This is a genomic window from Pseudomonas capeferrum (assembly GCF_013523055.1).
In the GTDB taxonomy this organism is placed as follows: domain Bacteria; phylum Pseudomonadota; class Gammaproteobacteria; order Pseudomonadales; family Pseudomonadaceae; genus Aquipseudomonas; species Aquipseudomonas capeferrum_A.
Window position 1 is genome coordinate 65,699 of the sequence record NZ_JAAMQM010000026.1, and the last position, 22,589, is coordinate 88,287.

A 22,589-nucleotide genomic window follows, 5' to 3' on the forward strand; every position below is an offset into this window, starting at 1 on the left:
CGGCCGCAGCCAACAGGCTGCGGCCGTTGCAGTTCAAAGACCGATGATCACCGATTTGGTCTCGGTATAGGCCAGCACGCCTTCGTGGCCATTTTCGCGGCCAATGCCTGACTCCTTGAAACCGCCAAACGGCAAGCCGAAATCCATGCCGAAAGGCGTGTTGACCTTGATGGACCCGGCCTTGAGCTTGCGTGCCAGCTTGTGAGCGGTGCTGATATCGCGCGTCCAGACACTGGCGGCCAGCCCGTAGGAGGTGTCATTGCCCCGTTCAGCCAACGTGTCGAGGTCTTCGTCATCGAAGACCATGGCACTGAGTACCGGGCCGAAGATCTCTTCGCGGAACACCGTCATCTGCGCGGTGGTCTGGGCCAGTACGGTTGGGTTGACGAAGTACCCTTCACGGTCGGGCGAGTCGCCGCCCACCAGGACCTGCGCGCCTTCGCGGCGACCCGACTCGATGAAGCCCATGACCCGCTGTTGCTGCTGCAACGACACCAGAGGGCCGATCTCGGTGCCCTCGTCGGTTCCCGCGCCCACGCGCAACTGACGGGCACGCTGGGTCACACCTTCGAGCACCTGATCGAAGACCTTGCGATGCACGTACAACCGCGAACCGGCCACGCACACCTGGCCCGAGTTGCTGAAGATGCCTTGAGCGGCAGCGGCAATCGCGCGATCCAGATCAGCGTCGGCGAAGATAAAGGTCGGCGACTTGCCGCCCAATTCCAACGTCACCCGCTTCAAGCTGCGTGACGCCGAGGCCATGATCGCCTTGCCCACGGAGGTTGAGCCGGTGAAGGATATCTTGTCGACCTGCGGGTGTTCGACCAACGCTTTTCCGGCGGCCTCGCCCAGCCCTGTCACCAGGTTGAACACCCCTGGTGGAAAGCCGGCTTCCTCGATCAATTGGGTCAGGCGCACAGTCGTCAGCGGAGTCTGCTCCGCAGGCTTGAGCACAATGGTGCAGCCCGCCGCCAACGCTGGTGCCAACTTGCCCACTGCCATCAGCATGGGGAAGTTCCACGGCACGATCTGCCCAACGACGCCGACCGGCTCGCGAGTGGTATAGGCGTGGTGTTCGCCCGGCACGCATACCGGAATGGTCTCGCCGGTCAGCTTGGTCGCCCAGCCGGCGTTGTAGCGCAGGATCTCCGGCGCGCCGCCCATATCGACCATGCGCGCGAACCCTAAAGGCTTGCCGTTATCCAGGGATTCGAGCAATGCCAGCTCATCAGCGTTGGCCGTGATCAGTTCCGCCAGTTTCCACAACAGATGAGTGCGCTGAGCACCATTCATTTTCGACCAGGGACCGCTGTCGAACGCGCGCCGCGCCGCGCGCACCGCCAGGTCGATGTCGGCTGCGGCACCCGCCGCCGCATGGGCGAACACCTTGCCGGTAGCCGGGTTGAACACCTCGAACGTTTCCTCGGACTGTGCCGCCTGCCAGTGCCCATCGATATAAAGCTGCTGAGGGTTGGCAAGAAAGCCCGATTGCAGGGTCTGGATACGCGCGTGTACTGTCATGACGAAAACTCCTGGCTGGATACGTGAACAGGCATGGGCGGCACGGCCTCGACCGAGGCGGACCGGGAAACAGTGGAAGCAGGCAATGAAAGTCCAAGCACCAGATCGGCACCCTTTTCGCCGATCATGATCGACGCGGCATTGGTATTGGCGCCGGGCACGGTCGGCATGATCGAGGCATCGATGACCCGCAGCCCTGCGATGCCATGCACTCGCAATTGTGGATCGACCACCGCATCGGGCCCGTGACCCATGCAGCAGGTACCGACCGGGTGCTGGGTCACGCCAGCGGTCTGGCGAATGAAGGCATCGAGTGCGGCGTCACTGGCCACCCGGGCGCCGGGCAGCACTTCGCTGGCGACCAGGCTGGCCTGAGGCTCGGTGGCGTAGATCTTGCGTACTGCGGCAATGCCCCGGCGCACCGTCGCCAGGTCCTCTTCATTGTCGAAGATGTTCAGCTGTACCCGCGGCGGGTCGGCTGGATCTCGCGAACGCAGGGTCATCCAGCCCCGACTGCGTGGCTTGAGCAGGCAGATCGATACCGATAGCCGATGGGACTTGGGTTTCACATAACCCGGAAACCACAGCCCGGCGTCGAGCCGGATGGGATTGCACAGCAGCTGAATATCCGGCTGCGGCAAGTGCGCCTGGGTACGCAGGACGATATTGCAGCTGTTGATCTGACTGGCGAATGCGCCGGTACCGAACAATGCCCAGCGCACCACCGAGACAAGCGCCTTGTCCAGGCGCAATTCGTTGATAAAGGTGTTCGGCTGACTGGCCTCGAAATCGATATTGACCCGCGGATGTTCCGACAGATTACGCCCCACCCCCGGCAGATCGAGCAGCACCGGTATGCCCAGGCGCTCCAGCTCTGCGCGTGGGCCGACGCCGGAAAGCATCAGCAATTGCGCAGAGTTGTAGGCACCGCTGCTGAGGATCACCTCGCGCTGGGCAAACACCTGGAACAGTTCGCCGTCCTTTCGATATTCCACGCCTTCGGCCCGACCATCGCGGATCATCACCCGCTGCGTCATGGCCTGAGAGATCACCGTCAGGTTCGACCGTTTCATCGCCGCGTGCAGATACGCCCGTGAAGTACTGGCGCGCCGGCCACGGGTGTCGATAGTCACTTCACCGCAGGCGAACCCCTCAAGGTCGGCGTCGAGGTCGGCGCTGGTCCGGTAGCCCGCCGCCAGGGCCGTCTGCATCAGCGGCTCGTGCAAACGGCGCCGTGTCTCGATCGGCGTGATGCTCAGGGGCCCGTCACCACCGTGCAGCGCATCACTGCCACGCCAGCTGCGCTCGGCGCGCAGAAAATAGGGCAGCACATCGGCATAGCCCCAACCTTCGCAGCCACTGTCGCGCCACTGATCGTAATCGCGTGGATGGCCCCGCATGTACAGCATGCCGTTGATCGATGAGGAGCCGCCGAGCGCCTTGCCACGGGGAATCAGGATCGAGCGGTCATTGAGGGTCGGTTCCGGCTCCGATTGGTAGTTCCAGATAAACTCGGGCCGGCGCAAGGCCTTGAGAAAGCCCATGGGCATGGTCAGCAGAAATTTGCGATCAGTCCCCCCGGCCTCCAGCAGCAAGACCGAATGACGGCCGTCGGCACTGAGCCGATCGGCCAGCACGCAGCCGGCCGACCCCGCCCCCACCACGATGTAGTCGTAGTGCGTTGTTATCGTTGTTGTGCTCATGGGTGGCTCGCATCCGGTGATCAGATCGGGAAATGCCCCGCCTGGGTTTGCACGGTGATCCAACGCAACTCGGTGAACTCGGCGATGCCCGCCTGACCACCGAAGCGTCCATAACCACTGGATTTGGTGCCACCAAACGGCATCTGCGCCTCGTCATGCACCGTGGCACCATTGATATGACAGATGCCCGATTCGATGCGCTTGGCCACTCGTAAGGCACGGGCGATATCGCGGCTGAACACCGCAGCGCTGAGACCGTATTCGGTATCGTTTGCCACCCGCACGGCTTCCTGCTCATCGGCGACTCGAATCACGCAGACCACTGGACCGAAACTTTCCTCGGCATAGATCCGCATGGTCGGCACCACCCGATCAAGGATCGTCGCGTCCATCAACAAACCGTCTTGGATCCCGCCACAGCGCAGTACTGCGCCCTTGCTCAGCGCATCGTCTATCAGCGCATTCATATGCAGCACCGAACGCTGATCGACCACGGCGCCGAGCGGGCTTGAACCTTCTCGAGGATCGCCGGCGGTGAGCGTCACGGCCTTGCTCGCAAGCTTTTCGACGAAAGCGTCCGCCACCCCCTCAGCCACCACCAGGCGCTCGGTGGACATGCAGATCTGCCCCTGATTCATGAAGGCGCCGAAGGCTGCAGCCTTGACCGCTTCATCCAGGTCGGCGTCGTCCAGCACCAGCAAAGGCGCCTTGCCACCCAGTTCGAGCAGCACCGGCTTGAGATAACCGGCTGCCGTCTGCGCGATGATCCGTCCGACCCGGGTGGAGCCGGTGAAGTTGATCCGCCGCACCGCCGGATGGCCAATCACCGCCTCCACCACCTGGGCGGCATCGGCGGCGCTGTGACTGATCACATTGACCACGCCAACGGGAAATCCGGCCTCCCACAGCGCTTCACCGATCAACAGGTGGGTCCGCGGACAGAGCTCCGAGGCCTTGAGCACCACGCTATTACCGCAGGCCAGTGGCCAGGCCACTGCCCGTACACCGAGGATCACCGGCGCATTCCACGGCGCCATGCCGAAGACCACGCCAGCAGCCTGGCGGATGCCCATGGCCAGGCAGCCCGGCTTATCGGAAGGGATCACCTGACCGACGATCTGCGTGGTGATCGAGGCTGCCTCGCGTAACATGTTGGCCGCCAGCGTCACATTGAATCGCGCCCAACCGGCCGTAGCGCCGATTTCCTCAGCCATGGCCTCGACAAAATCCGCCTCGCGGGCCTGCAAGCAATCGGCGGCCTTGAGCAGCAGGCTGCGGCGCAAGTTCGGCGCACTCTCGCTCCAGCTGTCAAAGGCGTCAGCGGCCGCCTCGACCGCGCGAAGGGCATCGTCCGGGCTGGCCGCAGCGGCCCGAGTGGCCACGGCTTCGGTCAGCGGGTTGAGGCGCTCGAACGTCGCTGCGCCGGTGGCTTCGACCACTTGGTTGGCAATCAATAGTCCTGTGCTATGCATGCAGTGGCTCCTCAGCCTTGGCTGATCTGTTTGATCGTCAGGCAGGCTTCCAGACCTTCGCTGGCGTTTTCCGCACCGTGCCCGCTGTCCTTGATCCCGCAGAATGGCGCATCCGCTGAGCCGACGGCCGTGGTGTTGATACCGACCATGCCTGCCTCCAGTGCATCGCCGACCCGCAGGGCGGTGTTCGCCGACTGGGTGAAGGCATAGGCTGCCAGGCCGAACGGCAAGCGGTTGGCTTGCTCGATGGCTTCATTGAACGTGGCGAATGGCTGAATCAGCGCCAACGGACCGAAAGGTTCTTCGTTCATGACCCGGGTCGAGAGCGGCAACTCACTGATCACCGTCGGCTCGAAGAAGTAACCGCCAGCCCCTTCGATTCGCGTGCCGCCCGTTTGAATGCGCGCGCCTTGACGACGGGCATCACCCACCAGGGATTCAATAGCCTCCAATCGGCGTTCGTGGGCCAGCGGCCCCATGCGCGTGCCGCTGTCCAGACCATTGCCGACGGTAATGGCACGGGCGCGCAGGGTGAACGCCTCCAGAAACTGCGCGTAGAGGTTTTCCTGAACATAAAAGCGCGTCGGCGAGATGCACACTTGGCCGGCGTTACGGTATTTGCTGCCGACCATCAGGTTCAGCGTCTGGTCGATATCGGCGTCGTCGAAGACCAACACCGGCGCATGCCCGCCCAACTCCATCGTCGTACGCTGACCATTGTCGGCGGCCAGTTTCATCAAATGCTTGCCCACCGCCGTGGAACCTGTGAACGACACTTTGCGGATAATGCGTGAGCCCAGCAGATGCCGCGACACCGTGTCCGGCACGCCGTAGACCAGGCTCATCACCCCGGCCGGCAGCCCGGCTTCGATCAGCGCCTGAGCGATCAGCATGGCCGACGCCGGCGCCTCCTCTGGTGGCTTGAGGATGACCGAGCAACCGGCACCGATGGGCGCGCCGAGCTTGCGCGCCGGGTTGCCCAGCGGGAAGTTCCACGGTGCGAAGGCCGCCACTGGCCCTACCGGTTCCTTGACCACCAGGGTGCGCATGCCCGGTTGGCGCGGAATCACCCGGCCATAGGCGCGCCGGCCCTCTTCGCCATACCACTCCAGGCATTCGGCGGCGGCCTGCAGTTCGATGCGGGTTTCTGCCAGCGGCTTGCCCTGCTCCAACGTCGCAATCGCCGCGATTTCCTCACGGCGCGTCAGTAGCCAGTCAGCGGCCCGGCGCAGTACCCGCGCACGTTCCAGTGCCGGAGTCGCACGCCACAGAGCGAAGCCGCGCTGGGCGGCGTCCAGCGCCAGGTCCAGGTCGGCGGCAGTGGCCAAAGGTACCTGGCCGATCACCTCGCCGGTGGCCGGGTTGAATACCGGCTGGGTATCGCGCCCTTGGGCACCGATCCATTGACCGTCGATGTACATCTTGATTTCGGGGTAATTCACGGCAGACCTCATCAGCAGAAGAAGGAGCAGGCCATCAAACCAGCGCCTGAGTCGGAGTTGGGGTTGAAGCGGTCTTCGGCACGCCCATAAGAATCAGATCCGCAGCCTTTTCGGCGATCATGATCGTGGGTGCATTGGTATTGCCGCCCACGATGTCCGGCATGATCGACGCATCAACCACGCGCAGGCCCTGTACGCCGTGCACGCGCAACTGATCATCGACCACCGCGTTCGGCCCCGCGCCCATGGCGCACGTACTGGTGGGGTGAAAGGCAGTACCGATCATGCTGCGCACGTAGGCATCGAGTTGCGCATCGCTTTGCATCGACGCGCCGGGCACCAGTTCGCGGCTGATGAGCGGGGCGACCGGGGTGCTGGCAAACAGTTCGCGAATGTGGCGGATAGCCTGGCGGAAAAACGTCCGGTCGCTCTCCTCGGCCAGCAGGTTGAATTGAATCACCGGCTTGGCCAGTGGATCGGACGAACGCAGGGTCACACTGCCGTGGCTGTCCGGGCGTAGACGCACATTGGCCGTGGAAAAATGGTGGCCGACACCTTTGCCGATCAGCGGGTACCAGACCTGGGCATTACCGGTGATGGGACTGATCAGGGTTTGCCCATCAGGACGCGTTAGCCCGTTTTCACTGCGATAGAACAACATGCCGCTGACCGGCAGCCCGGCCGCAGGTCCAGTGCCGAACAGCTTCCACTGGACCACCGAGCGCGCCAGTCGGTCATAGCGCAGTTGGCTGTCGAAGGCGACCGGGCCATTGGCGACAAACTCGACGCGAATAGAATGGTGGTCCTGCAGGTTGCTGCCCACACCGGGCAAATCCTGGCGAACGTGCAGCTGATGTTGGCGCAGCGCAGTCGCCGGACCGATGCCGGACAGCATCAGCAATTGCGGCGAATTGAAGGCACCGCCACTGAGCACGACCTCGCGCTCGGCGTCTACCTGCACCACTTGGCCGTCCTGCAGATACTCGACACCGCTCGCACGCCTTCCGTCGAACAGTACGCGCGTGACCGTGCAGCGGGTGCGCACGATCAGGTTGGCGCGCTTGACCGCCGGGCGCAGGAACGCTTGGGCGGTACTGGCCCGGCGACCGCGAGCGAGGGTGAAGTCCGGCGCGGCAAAGCCTTCCTGCGCCGGGCCATGGAAGTCGTCGATCAACGGATGTCCCAATGCCTGGACACCCTCGCTCAAGGTCTTGAACAGATGCGGGTCGCCGACATGGCGGGAGACTCCCATCGGTCCGTTGCCACCGTGATAGTGCGAAGCCCCCCGCCAGTTCGCCTCGCTGCGGCGAAAATACGGCAGCACGTCCTCATAACCCCAGCCCGCACAACCCTTGTCACGCCAGCCGTCATAGTCGCTGGAATGACCACGGCTATAGAGCATGCCGTTGACCGAAGAGCAGCCGCCCAACACTTTGCCGCGAAAGACCGGGATCCGCCGGTTGTCGGCAAAAGGCTCAGGCTCGCTGAAGTAGCCCCAGTCGATTTGCGGGTTGGTAAACATATTGCGAAAGGCTAGGGGCATGCTCATGTAAGGGACATCGTCGCGTCGTCCAGCCTCCAGCAATAGCACCCGACAATGGGGATCGGCACTCAAGCGGTTGGCCAGTACACAACCGGCGGAACCGGCGCCGACAATGATGAAATCGAAGGTATTCATCAGCGCCCTCAGCCCATGGCGTAATAGCGAAACAGCGTGTAATCGGGGTTCAGGTGCCGCTCGCCGCAGCCGACCACCACTGTGCGGGTCAGCCAGTCATGGGGCCCCTGCGCGACCTTGAAGGTGGGTGCCAGGCGGAAATAGGCCGGCTGAATCAACTGCGCCGGATCGCTGCCCACCGGGCGCTCGGCCGGTACCACGAAGCCGCGGTTCTGTACGTACACCGTGGTGCCGTCGTCCAGTTCGAGCAGATAGTGGGCGTTGATCACCACCACGCCATCGGCGCGGATATCGGCCCAGTCGGCGCCACCGTGGGGTACCACCCGGCCATTGAGGCGCGGGCCTTCAACGACTCCGCCGCCGACCGAGGTAAAGCCAACGGCGCCGCCTCCCACGACGGGACCGAAGCGACTACGCTGAGCGAAATCGATACGGATATCGAAGACGTGTTCCTGCGTCAGAGTGAGGCTCATTATTGTTGTTCCTCTGTTGCGGCGCCGCGGTGCACGGCGCCAGGGTTGATCAAGCGGTTACGATCAGTCCATCACCATCAGCGCATCAAGTGCCACGCAGCCTTCAGCCGTACACAGCAAGGGGTTGATATCGATTTCGAGCAGGCGGCGATTATGCAGCATTAAATCCGCGACGCGGCTGACCACTCGGGCCACGGCCACCTGGTCGATGCCCGGCCGTCCCCGGACGCCGTGCAGTAACGCCGCACCTTTGAGCGCATCCATGTGTTCGATGATTTGCTCAAGGTCGAGGTCGGCAGCCATCAGCCTGAAGTCCTTGAGCACCTCGATGTACACGCCTCCCAGCCCGACCATCAGGACCACGCCCCAGGCCGGGTCGCGGCGGGCGCCGACCACCAGCTCAAGCCCGGCGGGTGACATGCGTTCCACCAGCAGTCCATCGAGCGACAAGCCCGGCTGATGTTGCGCCAGGGCTGCTTGCATTCGGTCCCAGGCCTGCACCAGCGCGGCGTCATCACCTAGATGAATCGCCACCCCACCGATATCGCTCTTGTGCGTAAGGCGGTCGGCCTGGGCCTTGAGGACTACCGGGTAGCCAATGTCCGCTGCAATTGCCAGGGCTTCGTCGCGGCTGCGCGCCAGGCGCCCGTCCGGCACACTGATGCCCAGCTCGGCAAGCAGCTGCTTGCCCTTGTACTCGGCCATTGGCCCACTCGGGGCTGACTCCAGCGATGGCGCCAGCGCTGGCTCGCGACGCTGGCCGGCGGCATGGAACAACCGCCCGTATTCATGGACCTTGGCCAGCGCGCGCAAAGCGCGATCCGGCGAGCGGAAAAACGGTACCTGGCTGTCGCCTATGACCTGCTGCACGTCTTCGGCCACTGGCGAGGCATCGCCCATAAAAGCAAAGACCACCGGCTTGCTGGCATCGGCCATGACCGGTAACAGCGAGCGCACCTTGTCCATTTGCTGGGTCGGACCGCCCCCCATCAACGGCATCAACAAGCTGCCCACGCCGTCGTCCTCCAGCAGGATGCGTGCGCAGTGGCCGAACAGTTCAGGTTGTTGCATACCCTGGGACGTGAGGTCCAGCGGGTTTTCCACCGTGGCGAAATCCGGCAGCACCGTACCTAGAGCCGCGATCGTGGAAGCGTGCAGGTCGGCCAGGGGCAGGCCCAGGTCTTCACAGAAGTCGATGGCGATGCCTTTCACCGCTCCTGAGTTGGACGCCACCGCGCACGCGGCTTGAGTGACCGGCAGCGGATAACGCGCCAGGGTTGCAGCGACATCGAACAGTTCGTCGAGGCTGTCCACGACCACCACCGCCTCGCGCTCCACCAACGTGCGCATGATGCGGTAGTCACCGGCCAGCGCACCGGTATGCGACTGCGCCGCCTGCCGTGCCCGGGCGCTGCGACCGGGGTGCATCAGCACCACCGGCTTGCCGGCGGCGCGTGCTCGCTCGGCGGCCTGGAGGAACACTTCGGGTTTGCGGATCATTTCCACAAACAGGGCAAAGGCATCGATGTCCGGGCTGTCGATCAATTGCGCCAGCAGGTCCTCGGCACCAAGCACCGCCTCGTTTCCTGTAGACAGCGAGAACGCCACATTCAAGCCCTTGGCAAACATCGCCTGACGCAGGTTACCGCTCATGGCACCACTCTGGGCGATCACCCCCAGGCGTGGGCCGGCGCCCACCGCGCGCGGCTGCACCTGTTCGAAGGTCATGGGAATGTGGTCGATAAAGTTGACGAAGCCCATGCAATTGGGACCCAGCAACGCCACACCGTGCTGCTCGGCCAGCTCCGCCAAGGCGTGCTGGGCCTGCAGTCCCGCTTCGTCGATTTCAGCGAAACCGGAAGCGAACACCACCGCGCCACCGATACCGCGCCGTCCGCAGGCGGCAATCGCATCGGCGATGGCCACCTGCGGAGCGACAATGATCGCCGCATCGATGCCATGCGGCAGGTCGTCGATGCTGCGCACACACGTGCGTCCCAGCACTTCGTCACGGCTGCGACTGACCAGGTGCAGCTCGCCGCTGTACTGGAATCGCAGCAGATTGGACAGCACCAGATTGCCCACCGAGCCGGGTTCGGGCGAAGCGCCCACCACGGCCAGGGAGCGCGGCTGCAAGAGCCGCGCCAGAGAGTTGCGAGTTGCATTCACAGAGTGATCCCCGCTCTTGTTGTTATGGGCTTGGTCGTCTCAACGGCTGTCACGACGATAGGCGCCCAAGCCTGGCCGGAACGATTTCTCGTCGAGGAACTGACTCATGCCAGTGTCGCGTCCACGCTCGGCATCGTGCAACAGCGACTGATCACTCTTGGCCATCAAATAGTCCGCGCCCTGCTCCCAGCTCATTTCCGAGGCGATACGGTGGGCGATCTTGGCCTGCTTGAGTACGGTCGGGTTTTTGTCCATCAACTTGCGCGCCAGCTCGATGGTCCGCTCACGCAATTGCGCAGCCGGTACCGCTTCGTTGACCAAACCGATCTCTGCCGCTCGGCGGCCATCGAATTTGTCCCCGGTCATGATGTAGTACATGGCTTCACGCTCACGCACAACGGCGGCGACCGCACGGCTGACCACGCCCGCTGGAATGATTCCCCAGTTGATTTCCGACAGGCCGAATACCGCGTCTTCGGCGGCAATCGCCAGGTCGCAGGAAATCAACGGCGTGAACGCACCGCCGAAACACCAGCCGTTGACCATGGCAATGGTCGGTTTGGCAAATACCCGTAGATGGCGCCACTGCCAGTCACCGTTGGCCCGCACCAGCCGGGCGCGTTCCACCGGATCGTTGTCGGTATCACGGAAATACTCGCGCAAGTCCATGCCAGCACAGAAAGCTTCGCCGGCACCGGTCAGCACCATCACTTTACAGCGATCGTCGGTTTCCACCTGGGCCATGATGTCGCGCATGGCATAGACGATATCGGGGTTGATGGCGTTGCGCTTGCTCGGACGGTTGAGGGTGACCCAGGCAATGCCGTCTTCGATTTCTAGCAGTACAGGGGGTTCGTTTTGGGGGATAGCGCTCATGAGTGCAGCTCCTTTTATAAGAATGATGGCGAGCGTCATGCGGCGTGCCCCGGCGGAAAACCTGCGGCATGCCACCTAAGCACACAACACTTATATAAGGTATACATACATTCAGTCAACCTTAAATCGATGCTTTTCCACGGTTGACTTAAAAGCCCTTCTTACATAAGGTTTACTTACTACAAAAACACGCACGGGCCATCCGCATGACCGCCAACCCCCACTATCCCGAGCTCCGTCTATTCCTGGCCGGCCACTGGCTACCCAGCGGCAGTGGCCAGTACAACGAATTGAAAGACCCCGCCAGCGGCCGCGTCATCGGTCACCTGCCCCATGCCAGCGCAGCCGATCTGGACCAGGCACTCCAGGGCGCCGAACTGGCTTTCAAAAGCTGGCGACGCACCAGCGCCATGGACCGCGGCACTATCCTCAAACGCGCCGCCCAGTTACTGCGCGAACGCCTGCCAGGCATCGCCACGAACCTCACGCTTGAACAAGGCAAGCCATTGGCCGAGGCACGTATCGAAGTGGCGGCCGCTGCAGATATCTTCGACTGGTTCGCCGAAGAGGGTCGGCGGGCCTACGGTCGTATCGTGCCGGCGCGCACGGCGGATGTGCGCTATCAGGTCCTGCGCGAACCCGTCGGCCCGGTGGCTGCCTTTGCTCCCTGGAACTTTCCGGCAGTGATCCCGGCGCGCAAGATCGCTGCGGCCCTGGCCAGCGGTTGCACTTGCATCATCAAGCCTGCCGAAGAAACCCCGGCGACCTGCCTGGCGCTGGCCCAAGCGCTGGCCGACGCTGGTTTGCCCGCCGGAGCACTGAGCGTGGTGACGGGCGATCCGGCGTTTATTTCCGACTACCTGCTGCGTTCGTCCGTCATCTGCAAGCTGACCTTTACCGGCTCCACTCAGGTCGGCCGACAACTGGGCGCATTGGCTGGCCAGCACATCCTGCGCAGCACCCTGGAGCTGGGTGGCCACGCCCCCGTGCTGGTGTTCGAAGACGCCGATCTCGACCATGCCGTGGCCGTGTGCGTGGACAACAAATTTCGCAACGCCGGTCAGGTGTGCATATCGCCCACTCGCTTCTATGTCCATGAGCGTGTGCATGATGCCTTTGTGCAGCGCTTTGTCGAGCGCGCCAGCGTTCTGAAAGTCGGCCCCGGGCTTGAACCCGGTGTGCAAATGGGGCCACTGGCCAACGCCCGCCGCCCCATAGCACTGCAGACCTTGGTCGAGGACGCCCTGGCACATGGCGCAAAAGCCCTGATGGGTGGTCACGGCATGGGCGGTGAAGGGCACTTCTGGCAACCCACCCTGCTCGCCCACGTACCGGAGGATGCTCGGGTGATGCACGAAGAGCCCTTCGGACCGCTGGCGGTCACCGCGACCTTCGCCAATCTTGACCAGGCCCTGGCCCAGGCTAACCGTCTGCCTTTCGGCCTCGCCGCCTATGCCTTCACCGAGTCGATCAAGACCGCGCACATTCTGGCCAGCGAGGTGGAGTGCGGGATGCTGGGCATCAACAACATGGCGATCAACTTCGCCGAAACACCCTTTGGCGGGGTCAAGCACAGCGGCTTCGGTAGCGAAGGCGGTAGCGAAGGGCTGGACGGTTACCTGTCGAGCAAGCTGGTCAGCCTCAGCTGATCGGCGCTATTCCAACCGGCCTGATCCCAAGTGAGGCCCATGACAACAAGAGAGGCGGATATGAACAATAGAGGTGTGGTGTATCTGGGCGAAGGCAAGGTAGAGATTCGCTCCATCGACTATCCGAAAATGCAGGACCCGCGCGGCAAGAAGATCGAACACGGCGTCATCCTCAAAGTGGTGTCCACCAACATCTGCGGCTCCGACCAGCACATGGTCCGTGGCCGCACCACCGCTCAGGTCGGCCTGGTGCTCGGTCACGAGATCACCGGTGAGGTCATCGAAAAAGGCAGCGACGTAGAAAACCTGAACATCGGTGATCTGGTCTCCGTTCCCTTCAACGTGGCGTGCGGCCGCTGCCGCAGCTGTAAAGAACAACACACCGGCGTCTGCCTGACCGTCAACCCGGCCCGTGCCGGTGGCGCCTACGGCTACGTCGACATGGGCGACTGGACCGGCGGCCAGGCCGAGTACGTGCTGGTGCCTTACGCCGACTTCAATCTGCTCAAGCTGCCGGACCGCGACAAGGCCATGGAGAAAATCCGTGACCTGACCTGCCTATCCGACATTCTGCCTACCGGCTACCACGGCGCCGTAACCGCTGGGGTTGGCCCAGGCAGTTCGGTGTACATCGCCGGTGCCGGCCCGGTCGGCCTGGCGGCCGCCGCTTCGGCGCGCCTGCTCGGCGCTGCGGTGGTGATCGTCGGCGACGTCAACCCTGTCCGCCTGGCTCACGCCAAGGCCCAGGGATTCGAAATCGTCGACCTGTCCCAGGACACCCCGCTGCACGAGCAGATTGCAGCCCTGCTGGGCGAGCCAGAAGTCGACTGTGCCGTCGACGCGGTAGGCTTCGAAGCCCGCGGCCACGGGCATGCCGGTGCCAAGGCCGAGGCCCCGGCGACCGTGCTCAACTCGCTGATGGGCGTGGTGCGCGTGGCCGGCAAGATCGGCATCCCCGGCCTCTATGTCACCGAAGACCCGGGCGCTGTCGATGCCGCCGCCAAGCTCGGCAGCCTGAGCATCCGCTTTGGTCTTGGCTGGGCCAAATCCCACAGCTTCCACACCGGCCAGACTCCGGTCATGAAGTACAACCGCGCGCTGATGCAGGCAATCATGTGGGATCGCATCAATATCGCCGAAGTCGTTGGTGTGCAGGTGATTGGCCTGGACGAAGCACCACGGGGTTACGGCGAATTCGACGCCGGTGTGCCGAAGAAATTCGTCATCGATCCCCATCGCCTGTTCAGTTGAGATACGAGGGCAGCGAGTCACGCCCGTGCCGCTGCGCCGATGACACATACAAAGAATCCATTAAACAAGAACAATCAGCCTGGGAGTTCTTTATGTATCCGAAAAACACTTGGTACGTTGCCTGCACGCCCGATGAAATCGCCGACAAGCCCCTGGGTCGGCAAATTTGCGGCGAGAAAATCGCGTTCTATCGCGGCGCGCAAGGCCAAGTCGCGGCTGTTGAGGATTTTTGCCCACACCGCGGCGCACCGTTGTCCTTGGGCTATGTCGAGAACGGTAATCTGGTGTGCGGCTACCACGGGCTGGTGATGGGTGCAGATGGCAAAACCGCGGCCATGCCGGGACAACGGGTACGCGGCTTTCCCTGCAACAAAGCCTATGCCGTGGTCGAGCGCTATGGCTTTATCTGGGTCTGGCCTGGCGACCAGGCGTTGGCCGATCCTCAGCTGATCCACCCTCTGGAATGGGCCGTCAGCGACGAATGGGCCTACGGTGGCGGCTTGTTTCATATTGCCTGCGACTACCGCTTGATGGTCGACAATCTGATGGACCTGACCCACGAAACCTATGTGCATGCCTCCAGTATCGGGCAGAAAGAGATCGACGAAGCGCCGCCCGTGACCACGGTGGATGGCGACGAAGTGGTGACGGCCCGGCACATGGAAAACATCATGGCACCGCCCTTCTGGCGCATGGCCCTGCGCGGCAATAACCTTGCAGACGATGTGCCGGTGGACCGCTGGCAGATCTGCCGCTTCACCCCGCCCAGCCATGTCTTGATCGAAGTCGGCGTGGCGCATGCCGGCAAGGGCGGCTACCACGCAGCGCCAGAGTTCAAGGCGTCGAGCATCGTGGTTGACTTCATCACCCCGGAAACCGAGACCTCGATCTGGTATTTCTGGGGCATGGCGCGCAACTTCAATCCGCAGGATGAAGCCTTGACGGCAACCATTCGCGAAGGCCAGGGCAAGATATTCAGCGAAGACCTGGAGATGCTCGAACGTCAGCAGCAGAACCTTCTTCGGCACCCCTCGCGCAATTTGCTCAAGCTCAATATCGATGCCGGTGGTGTGCAATCACGCAAGATCCTGGAGCGGCTGATCGCCCAAGAGCAAAGCGGCGAACTGCAACTGATCACCAAGATCGGCCAGTTCTGATTCACAGGCGAGCGTGACGCAGTGCTTCCGCCCCCAGTACAGACTCTTTAGCGAATAACCAGAAGTAACCGCCCCGGTGCGGCAGCACTCAGAGGATCGAACATGATTGATGTGGTGGTGGTATCGCGCAACACCGAAGCGCTGGACATCTGCAGCTATGAGTTGGCCAGTGTCGATGACAGTCCCCTGCCAGCCTTCAGTGCCGGCGCGCATATCGACGTGCATCTGCCCAATGGGCTGATCCGCCAGTACTCCCTTTGCAATCACCCACAGGAGCGTCACCGTTACCTGATCGGCGTGCTCAAGGACGCGGCCTCCCGTGGCGGCTCGGCCAGCCTGCATGAACAGGTTCATGCAGGCAGCCGCTTGCAGATCAGCGAACCGCGCAACCTTTTTCCGCTGGTGCACGAGGCACGTCGCAGCCTGCTGTTCGCTGGCGGTATTGGCATCACCCCTATCTTGTGCATGGCCGAACGCTTGGCTCATAGCGGCGCCGACTTCGAACTGCATTATTGCGCGCGCGCCAGCGAACGTGCAGCCTTTGTCCAGCGTCTCAATGCCTCGGCGTTTGCCGATCGGGTATTTCTGCATTTCGACGAACAGCCACAGACGGCTCTGGATACCGCCAGGGTGCTTGCCGCACCCGAAGACAATGCACACGTGTATGTCTGTGGTCCGGGCGGATTCATGCAACACATTCTGGACACTGCCAGGGCCCAGGGCTGGCAGGAAAACTGCCTGCACCGCGAATACTTCGCCGCGATACCGGTAGACAACAGCAACGATGGGCGCTTTTCGGTCAAGGTCGCCAGTACCGGCCAGATCATTGAAGTGCCGGCGGACAAGACGGTTGTCCAGGCCTTGGAAAGCCAAGGCATCGAGATCACCCTGTCCTGCGAACAAGGCATCTGCGGGACATGCCTGACTCGGGTATTGGAGGGCGTACCGGAGCATCGCGACCTGTTCCTCACCGAGGAGGAGCAAGCCCTCAATGACCAGTTCACGCCGTGCTGCTCACGCTCGAAAACACCGCTGCTGGTGCTGGATATTTAGGGAGCCACTGCGCGCTCCACACATGCACCGCAACACTGCTGCCAAGCTTATGCACAAGGGCTGACGCAAATCAGCAATCCGCCCTGGTCAATCCTCACGCCGGTTGTGGCGAGAAGCCTCCCGGACTTTCCGGCAGAGCTTGGAAAGGCGCCCATGCAGGACGCCTTCGGTCGATCGCTCAACACTCACCAGCGGTAAGTGGCGCTAGCCTGGATGGTCCGTTGCGAGCCCTGCCCGCACCAGGTATAGCCCTAGCAGGACGACACGTATTGCTTGTTCGCCAGGTTGGACACGTTCAACGCCAGGCGCAGCGAATCGCTGACACGGGCGACGCCCTTGATGCCGTAATGCACCGCGGCATCGAACAGGGTGTAGCCCGGCACCTTCAGGGTGTTGGCGTCATCGCCCCAGGAAGAGCCGACGTAGCGAGCGCCGCCGCCCACGCCCGCACCCTTGAGGACGCCGTCGTGGAAGTTGTAGTCGACCCAGGCCGAGGCGCCATGCCGCGGCGTGGCGTACGTGGTAGTGTCTGCGGCGGGCATCGGCGAGCTACCCGGCACGCCGTCGACGCCCGAGGCGCGGGTCACCGTGTTGTTCGACTGCTGATCCGTTTGTCGAGATAGGCATAGGCCGCCGTGCTGTCCAGGTTGTCGTTCAGGCTGGCCTTGCCTTCGAGCTCGAAACCACGCGACTGCACTTCACCGCTCTGGATCTGGCAGCGGCTGCCGTTGCACAGGTGGGTGTCGTCCGGATCAAGGGGCGGGACGTTGCTGCGATGCAGGTCATACACCGATGCCGTGATGGTCGATGTACCACTGGTTAATCGTGCGTTGCCGACCAGGAAGGTCACTGGTGACGGCGGCGAAATCGCCCACCTGCAAACAGATCTCAAACAGTGATAATGATCGTGACTGGCATATGCCAGTAACCGAGGCGCAAGACAAGTTGCACTGCGCAGGATGGATGCGCGAAATCGAGAGGCGTGAACCTGCGTCAGCGCTGTCATGAACAATTCTTCATCTGCGCTCCGAAGCCTCTGACTACGTGGCAGGCCGTGTGTTGTGGCTGATCCCGCGTCGGCATCTGGCTTGAGAGGACCGGCGTGCGTGCGTAGCATCCCTGGGTTAGCTGGCACCCACCGGATCCTTGCAACCCCTTCTGCACATCGTGCCCTTGCAGGTAAGCAAGCGTCCTGCAGTCCCGCTCATCCATTACCTGAGTCACCCATGCCGCAACCCATTCCGCTCAAGGACCACGACAAGGAACATCGACTGGTCAGGCGCCGCTTGGTCGCCTGTGCCGTACTGGTGTGCAGCCTCGCTGCGGTCCTGGTCGGCCGGTTGTACGTGTTGCAGGTGCGCCAGCACGACTATCACGCCGCCGTCTCGGAAAACAATCGCGTGCACCTGCTGCCCATCGCGCCGGCGCGCGGGTTGATCTACGACCGTAACGGCACGGTGCTCGCGGATAACAAGCCCAGTTTCAACCTGACCCTGACCCGCGAACGCGCCGGCGACTCGGCGAAGGTGCTCGACACCCTGACGCAACTGCTGGGTCTGGACGAGGAAACGCGGCAAGGCTTCGACAAGGACCTGCGTCGCGGTCGCAAACCCTTCGAGCCGGTAACGCTGATGGTCGGCCTGAGCGAGGAGCAGATCGCCAGGATCGCGGTCAACCAGTTCCGCCTGCCGGGGCTGGATGTCGAGGCCCAGTTCATCCGTGAGTACCCGCTGGGGGCCCACTTCGCCCATTCGGTCGGCTATGTCGGGCGGATCAACGAACGCGAAGCCAAGCGCCTGGACAGCACCGAATACCGGGGCACCCAATCGATCGGCAAGACCGGCATCGAGCATTTCTACGAAGCCCAATTGCACGGTCACGTCGGCTTCGAGGAAGTCGAGACCAATGCCCAGGGCCGCGTGATGCGCGTGCTGCGCCATCAGGACCCGGTGCCCGGCCAGGACATCGTCCTGAGCCTGGACGCACGGTTGCAACAGGCCGCGGAAAATGCCCTGGGCGATCGACGCGGATCGGTGGTGGCGCTGGATCCGGCCACTGGCGACGTCCTGGCCATGGTCAGCAACCCGAGCTTCGATCCCAACCTGTTCGTCAAGGGCATCAGCTTCAAGCAGTACGCCGCGTTGCGCGACTCCATCGACCGGCCACTGTTCAACCGCGTCTTGCGCGGGCTCTATGCGCCAGGTTCGACGATCAAGCCGGAAGTGGCGATCGCGGGCCTCGACAGCGGCGTCATCACGCCGAGCGATCGCGTGTTCGACCCCGGCTACTACGAGTTGCCCAACTACGATCACAAGTACCGCAACTGGAACCGCAGCGGCGATGGCTGGGTGGACCTGTACAGCGCGCTCATGCGCTCCAACGACACCTACTTCTATGACCTGGCGCACAAGCTGGGGATCGATCGCCTGCACGATTACCTGAGCGAGTTCGGCCTTGGCCAGAAGGTCTCCCTGGACCTGTTCGAGGAATCCGCCGGGCTGATGCCCTCGGCCGAGTGGAAGCGCGCCACGCGGCGCCAGGCCTGGTACCCCGGCGAAACCCTGATCCTGGGCATCGGCCAGGGCTACATGCAGGTGACACCACTGCAACTGGCCCAGGCTACCAGCCTGCTGGCCAGCCGCGGCGTCTGGCACCGTCCCCACCTGGCCATGAGCGTGGGCGACCGCCCCCCGGTGGACCCGCACCCGATGCCTGACATCGTGCTGCACGACAAGCGTGCCTGGGACCAGGTCAGCCAAGGGATGCAGATGGTCATGCACGCGCCACGCGGCACCGCCCGCGCCGCCGCAGCCGGTGCGCAATACCGCATCGCCGGCAAGAGCGGCACTGCGCAGGTCGTGGCCATCCGCCAGGGCGAGCGTTACAACCGCAACAAGACCCTCGAACGGCACCGCGACAATGCCTTGTTCGTCGGTTTCGCCCCGGCGCAGAACCCCGGGATCGTGGTGGCCGTGATGATCGAGAACGGCGAAGCCGGTGGCCGCGTGGCAGGCCCCGTGGTTCGGGAAGTGATGGATGCCTGGCTGCTGGATGAGCAAGGCCATCTGAAAGCGCGGTATGCCCAGGGAGAGGTGGCGGGACAACTGCCGCATGGGTGAGTCCGCGTCAGGTCCTCTGACTGGCATTGTCACGGAGCGCCGCAATGCCCGTCAGTCATCAAATATCATTCGATTCAAATGCTGAAGTTCAGGTTGTAGCTTTTGAATCCTCCGTGATGCGGATGGCCCTATCGCGGAGCAAGCCCGCTCGCCACCGGGAATGTGACTTGGCTCCACCGCGCACCGGTGGCGAGCGGGCTTGCCCCGCGATGAGGCCATCCGCATCACAGCAAATCTCAGGGACAGAAAGATAAGTTTCAACATCCGAAAAAATCAGATGCTTGTCTCCTGACGCACTGGCATTACAGTGCGCCCGAAGCACAAGTGCCGGGCGCATGAGCGAGAAGCCGTGCGCCGCTGGGTCAAGCGACATGCCCCTGAAGGAGCTTCGAGCAGTCGATGCCGTGGACCACGGCACCACGCCCTGTCAAGCAACATTCATCCTGCTCAGCGATAACGCTCCAACCAATGCGCGTAAGGCGCCGGCAACGTCCACGACGCCTTGTCCACGCCCAGGGTCTTCGCGGCGAAATACGCCCAGTGCGGATCCGCCAGGTGCGCGCGGCCAACCGATACCAGGTCGAGCTGGCCGGCGTTCATCGCGCCTTCGGCGAGTTCAGGCGTCCCGAAGCCCCAGGCGGAAGTCACTGGCAAGTCGGCTTCACGCCGCACGCGCTCGGCAACCGGACCCAGGAATGCCGGGCCCCAGGGGATCTGAGTATCGGGGATGGTAAAGCCCACGCTGACGCTCAACAGGTCCAGGCCACCGGCCTTGAAGCGCCGCGCCAGCTCGATGGACTCGCTCAGGGTCTGCTCGTCGCGCCCGTCGTATTCCACCACGCCGAAACGGGCGGTCAGTGGCAGGTGCTCCGGCCAGACTTCCCGAACGGCCGCCAGGGTTTCCAGGAGGAAACGGCTGCGATTGTCGAAGCTTCCACCGTAAGCATCGGTACGCTGGTTGGAGTGCTCGGAGAAAAAGCTCTGCCCCAGGTAACCGTGGGCGAAATGCAGCTCGATCCACTCGAAACCGGCGTCACGCGCGCGGCGCGCCGCGTCGACGAAATCCTGCCGGACGCGGGCAATGTCCTCCAGGGTCATGGCACGCGGCACTTTCGGCAGGTTGGCGCCAAAGGCAATGGCCGACGGCGCGATGGTTTCCCATCCACGCGCATCGCCGTTGGCGATGTGGTCATCACCCTCCCAAGGACGATTGGCGCTGGCCTTGCGACCGGCATGGGCAATCTGGATACCCGGCACCGAACCTGCCGCCTTGATGGCCTTGACCACGGGGACGAATGCCTGGGCGTGTTCATCGCTCCAGATGCCCGCGCAACCCGGGGTGATACGTCCCTCGGGAGATACCGCGGTGGCTTCGACCACCAGCAGACCGGCGCCGCCACGGGCCAGACCGGCCAGGTGCACGTGGTGCCAGTCGTTGATGAAGCCATCGGTTGCCATGTACTGGCACATCGGCGGAATCGCGATGCGATTACGTAGCGTGACGTCCTTGAGGGTGAAGGGTTCGAACAGTGCGGACATGAGCAAGCTCCAGAAGTATTGAGTTACGGTAGTTCGATCATAATCGAACTATGGCAATTTGGGAAACCCCAGTTATCATGTCCTCCATGCGAGCCTACAAACATCCCAATCCCGAAGACCTGGTACTGGAGCGAGTGCTCTATGCCCTGAGCGACCCTGTGCGCATGGACATCGTGCGTCATCTGGCGGGCGTGACCGAAGCCAGCTGCGGCGAGCTCGACGGCGGCCGGCCAAAGTCCAGCATGTCTCACCACTTCCGTGTCTTGCGGGACGCGGGCCTGGTGCAGACGCGCAACGTCGGGACCACTCACATGAACTCGTTGCGAAGCGCGGAGCTGGATGTGCGTTTTCCCGGACTGCTTGGTGCGATCCTCTCGCAGCGATAAGCGGGCGCCCGTGAGGCACTAGGCTTTTCGGCCGTGAAGATCCCGGTCCACTGGTCGGGTCCATTGGCGATTTGATTAAACTTCGGTCCACGAACGATGCTCAGCAAAGGCAAAGGCTTGGTCATGCTGTTGACCACGCACCCTCGTCAGGGTGCCCCTTCCCTTTCAGACAAGAGTTCGAATCATGGACGTTTGCCGTTTTTCTCACAGGTCTGCATGCAACAAGATTGCCGTTACCCTGCTGGGCTCATGGCTGATCGCGGGTTGCGCCGGTAACAACACCCACTCCGATGTCATCGCACCGGGCGCCGGTAAAGAGCCGCTCACCCGGGCTCTGGATACCGGTGCGGCGATCCTTCAGGACCGACCGCCGATCGAGGCCCTGAATGCCTACCTGGACGGTTTCCACTTCTACAACGGCCACATGAAGACGCAGATGGAGGCGCACCACTACTGCGCCATTCTCAACGAAGAAGTCATCCAGTGCGTGATCTATGACGGCAATGTCAAGGATGCCAAGCTGATGGGCGTCGAGTACATCATCAGTGCGCCCCTTTTCGCCAAGCTTCCCGAAGCAGAGAAAGCGCTCTGGCACAGCCATGTGCATGAGGTGAAGTCAGGTCAGTTGGTCGCGCCAGGGATACCGGAGCCTGCCGAGCACGCCCTGATGGAAAAACTCGTGGGCACCTACGGCAAGACCTGGCACACCTGGCATACCGATCTGCACAAGGACCTGCCTTATGGCGTGCCGCAATTGATGATGGGCTTCACCGCCGATGGCCAGATCGATCCACGGCTGGCGACCGAGCGCGACAAGCGCCTGGGCGTCGACAGTGCCGAGAAGAAAGCGAACAGGGCAGATATCAAGGCGCCTGCGGTAGATCCAGGCGCCGATGCGTGGACAAAGGGCAAGGTGGTGCAGATTCAGGACCCTACGGGTAGTCAGCATCGGCATCTGGAGTCGAGTAAAGGGAGTGGGTCTTCAGGGTCGGAGAAGAACGCGCATTCCAATAAACCGTAGGTGGATCTCTGGGCCGAGCTGCAGCGATCAGCCGCAACTCGGTCCGCTATCCGGCTCAACCTCCCCCCCCAAACAGC

The 22,589-nt window shown here is 62.8% G+C and carries 16 protein-coding genes and 1 pseudogene; 7 read left to right on the forward strand and 10 right to left on the reverse strand.

Translation table 11 applies throughout. The annotated features are described in order from the left end of the window. Window positions 1-33: 33 nt before the first annotated feature. The 8 genes from G7009_RS24195 to G7009_RS24230 form a co-directional block, all read right to left on the reverse strand. Complete coding sequence (locus tag G7009_RS24195) at window positions 34-1,524, reverse strand: aldehyde dehydrogenase family protein (RefSeq protein WP_181132555.1); 1,491 nt, start codon at window positions 1,522-1,524, stop codon at window positions 34-36. After that, window positions 1,521-3,227, reverse strand: coding sequence for a GMC family oxidoreductase (locus tag G7009_RS24200; RefSeq protein WP_181132556.1), 1,707 nt, complete (start codon window positions 3,225-3,227; stop codon window positions 1,521-1,523). Before G7009_RS24200 ends, G7009_RS24195 begins: the two co-directional genes overlap by 4 nt. 20 nt (window positions 3,228-3,247) lie before the next feature. Further along, window positions 3,248-4,699: an aldehyde dehydrogenase gene (locus G7009_RS24205; RefSeq protein WP_181132557.1), complete on the reverse strand. Its 1,452-nt coding sequence runs from the start codon at window positions 4,697-4,699 to the stop codon at window positions 3,248-3,250. 11 nt (window positions 4,700-4,710) lie between these two features. Beyond that, entirely contained in the window at window positions 4,711-6,120 is a 1,410-nt protein-coding gene (locus tag G7009_RS24210) for an NAD-dependent succinate-semialdehyde dehydrogenase (protein WP_375139570.1), read from the reverse strand. 55 nt (window positions 6,121-6,175) lie between these two features. Beyond that, entirely contained in the window at window positions 6,176-7,819 is a 1,644-nt protein-coding gene (locus G7009_RS24215; RefSeq protein WP_181132559.1) for a GMC family oxidoreductase, read from the reverse strand. Between the two features lie 8 nt (window positions 7,820-7,827). Beyond that, complete coding sequence (locus tag G7009_RS24220) at window positions 7,828-8,292, reverse strand: DUF3237 family protein (RefSeq protein WP_181132560.1); 465 nt, start codon at window positions 8,290-8,292, stop codon at window positions 7,828-7,830. Window positions 8,293-8,355: 63 nt separating this feature from the next. After that, window positions 8,356-10,461: an acetate--CoA ligase family protein gene (locus tag G7009_RS24225; protein WP_181132561.1), complete on the reverse strand. Its 2,106-nt coding sequence runs from the start codon at window positions 10,459-10,461 to the stop codon at window positions 8,356-8,358. 39 nt (window positions 10,462-10,500) lie between these two features. Further along, window positions 10,501-11,337: a p-hydroxycinnamoyl CoA hydratase/lyase gene (locus G7009_RS24230; protein WP_181132562.1), complete on the reverse strand. Its 837-nt coding sequence runs from the start codon at window positions 11,335-11,337 to the stop codon at window positions 10,501-10,503. Window positions 11,338-11,543: 206 nt separating this feature from the next. Here G7009_RS24230 and G7009_RS24235 point away from each other — a divergent pair, with 206 nt between their 5' ends. From G7009_RS24235 to G7009_RS24250, 4 genes are all read left to right on the forward strand, one after another. Then, window positions 11,544-12,986, forward strand: coding sequence for an NAD-dependent succinate-semialdehyde dehydrogenase (locus tag G7009_RS24235; protein ID WP_181132563.1), 1,443 nt, complete (start codon window positions 11,544-11,546; stop codon window positions 12,984-12,986). Between the two features lie 60 nt (window positions 12,987-13,046). Next, window positions 13,047-14,237, forward strand: a complete 1,191-nt coding sequence (fdhA, locus tag G7009_RS24240) for a formaldehyde dehydrogenase, glutathione-independent (RefSeq protein WP_181132564.1) — start codon at window positions 13,047-13,049, stop codon at window positions 14,235-14,237. 92 nt (window positions 14,238-14,329) lie between these two features. Continuing rightward, entirely contained in the window at window positions 14,330-15,394 is a 1,065-nt protein-coding gene (locus G7009_RS24245; RefSeq protein ID WP_181132565.1) for an aromatic ring-hydroxylating dioxygenase subunit alpha, read from the forward strand. A 102-nt stretch (window positions 15,395-15,496) separates the two neighbouring features. Next, window positions 15,497-16,447: a PDR/VanB family oxidoreductase gene (locus G7009_RS24250; RefSeq protein WP_181132566.1), complete on the forward strand. Its 951-nt coding sequence runs from the start codon at window positions 15,497-15,499 to the stop codon at window positions 16,445-16,447. A 185-nt stretch (window positions 16,448-16,632) separates the two neighbouring features. Here the strand turns inward: G7009_RS24250 and G7009_RS24255 are convergent. After that, window positions 16,633-17,255, reverse strand: a pseudogene (locus G7009_RS24255) (TonB-dependent siderophore receptor); the annotation flags it as partial. A 418-nt stretch (window positions 17,256-17,673) separates the two neighbouring features. Here G7009_RS24255 and mrdA point away from each other — a divergent pair. Further along, a complete protein-coding gene (mrdA, locus tag G7009_RS24260) occupies window positions 17,674-19,566 on the forward strand; it encodes a penicillin-binding protein 2 (protein ID WP_181132567.1) in 1,893 nt (630 codons plus the stop codon). Window positions 19,567-20,013: 447 nt separating this feature from the next. Here mrdA and G7009_RS24265 read toward each other — a convergent pair whose 3' ends face one another. Continuing rightward, window positions 20,014-21,105, reverse strand: coding sequence for an NADH:flavin oxidoreductase/NADH oxidase (locus G7009_RS24265; RefSeq protein WP_181132568.1), 1,092 nt, complete (start codon window positions 21,103-21,105; stop codon window positions 20,014-20,016). Between the two features lie 50 nt (window positions 21,106-21,155). On the opposite strand from G7009_RS24265, the gene G7009_RS24270 reads away from it, so the two are divergent. Then, a complete protein-coding gene (locus tag G7009_RS24270; protein WP_181132569.1) occupies window positions 21,156-21,491 on the forward strand; it encodes an ArsR/SmtB family transcription factor in 336 nt (111 codons plus the stop codon). A 184-nt stretch (window positions 21,492-21,675) separates the two neighbouring features. Further along, a complete protein-coding gene (locus tag G7009_RS24275; protein ID WP_181132570.1) occupies window positions 21,676-22,512 on the forward strand; it encodes an OBAP family protein in 837 nt (278 codons plus the stop codon). Window positions 22,513-22,589 lie beyond the last annotated feature (77 nt).

Excerpts from the sequence above, each read along its gene's own strand:
- fdhA (WP_181132564.1), top strand. The coding sequence starts at position 13,047 with ATGAACAATAGAGGTGTGGTGTATCTGGGCGAAGGCAAGGTAGAGATT.
- G7009_RS24245 (WP_181132565.1), top strand. The coding sequence starts at position 14,330 with ATGTATCCGAAAAACACTTGGTACGTTGCCTGCACGCCCGATGAAATC.
- G7009_RS24250 (WP_181132566.1), top strand. The coding sequence starts at position 15,497 with ATGATTGATGTGGTGGTGGTATCGCGCAACACCGAAGCGCTGGACATC.
- mrdA (WP_181132567.1), top strand. The coding sequence starts at position 17,674 with ATGCCGCAACCCATTCCGCTCAAGGACCACGACAAGGAACATCGACTG.
- G7009_RS24205 (WP_181132557.1), bottom strand. The coding sequence starts at position 4,699 with ATGCATAGCACAGGACTATTGATTGCCAACCAAGTGGTCGAAGCCACC.
- G7009_RS24275 (WP_181132570.1), top strand. The coding sequence starts at position 21,676 with ATGGACGTTTGCCGTTTTTCTCACAGGTCTGCATGCAACAAGATTGCC.
- G7009_RS24215 (WP_181132559.1), bottom strand. The coding sequence starts at position 7,819 with ATGAATACCTTCGATTTCATCATTGTCGGCGCCGGTTCCGCCGGTTGT.
- G7009_RS24195 (WP_181132555.1), bottom strand. The coding sequence starts at position 1,524 with ATGACAGTACACGCGCGTATCCAGACCCTGCAATCGGGCTTTCTTGCC.
- G7009_RS24235 (WP_181132563.1), top strand. The coding sequence starts at position 11,544 with ATGACCGCCAACCCCCACTATCCCGAGCTCCGTCTATTCCTGGCCGGC.
- G7009_RS24220 (WP_181132560.1), bottom strand. The coding sequence starts at position 8,292 with ATGAGCCTCACTCTGACGCAGGAACACGTCTTCGATATCCGTATCGAT.
- G7009_RS24270 (WP_181132569.1), top strand. The coding sequence starts at position 21,156 with ATGGCAATTTGGGAAACCCCAGTTATCATGTCCTCCATGCGAGCCTAC.
- G7009_RS24265 (WP_181132568.1), bottom strand. The coding sequence starts at position 21,105 with ATGTCCGCACTGTTCGAACCCTTCACCCTCAAGGACGTCACGCTACGT.
- G7009_RS24230 (WP_181132562.1), bottom strand. The coding sequence starts at position 11,337 with ATGAGCGCTATCCCCCAAAACGAACCCCCTGTACTGCTAGAAATCGAA.
- G7009_RS24200 (WP_181132556.1), bottom strand. The coding sequence starts at position 3,227 with ATGAGCACAACAACGATAACAACGCACTACGACTACATCGTGGTGGGG.
- G7009_RS24210 (WP_375139570.1), bottom strand. The coding sequence starts at position 6,120 with ATGTACATCGACGGTCAATGGATCGGTGCCCAAGGGCGCGATACCCAG.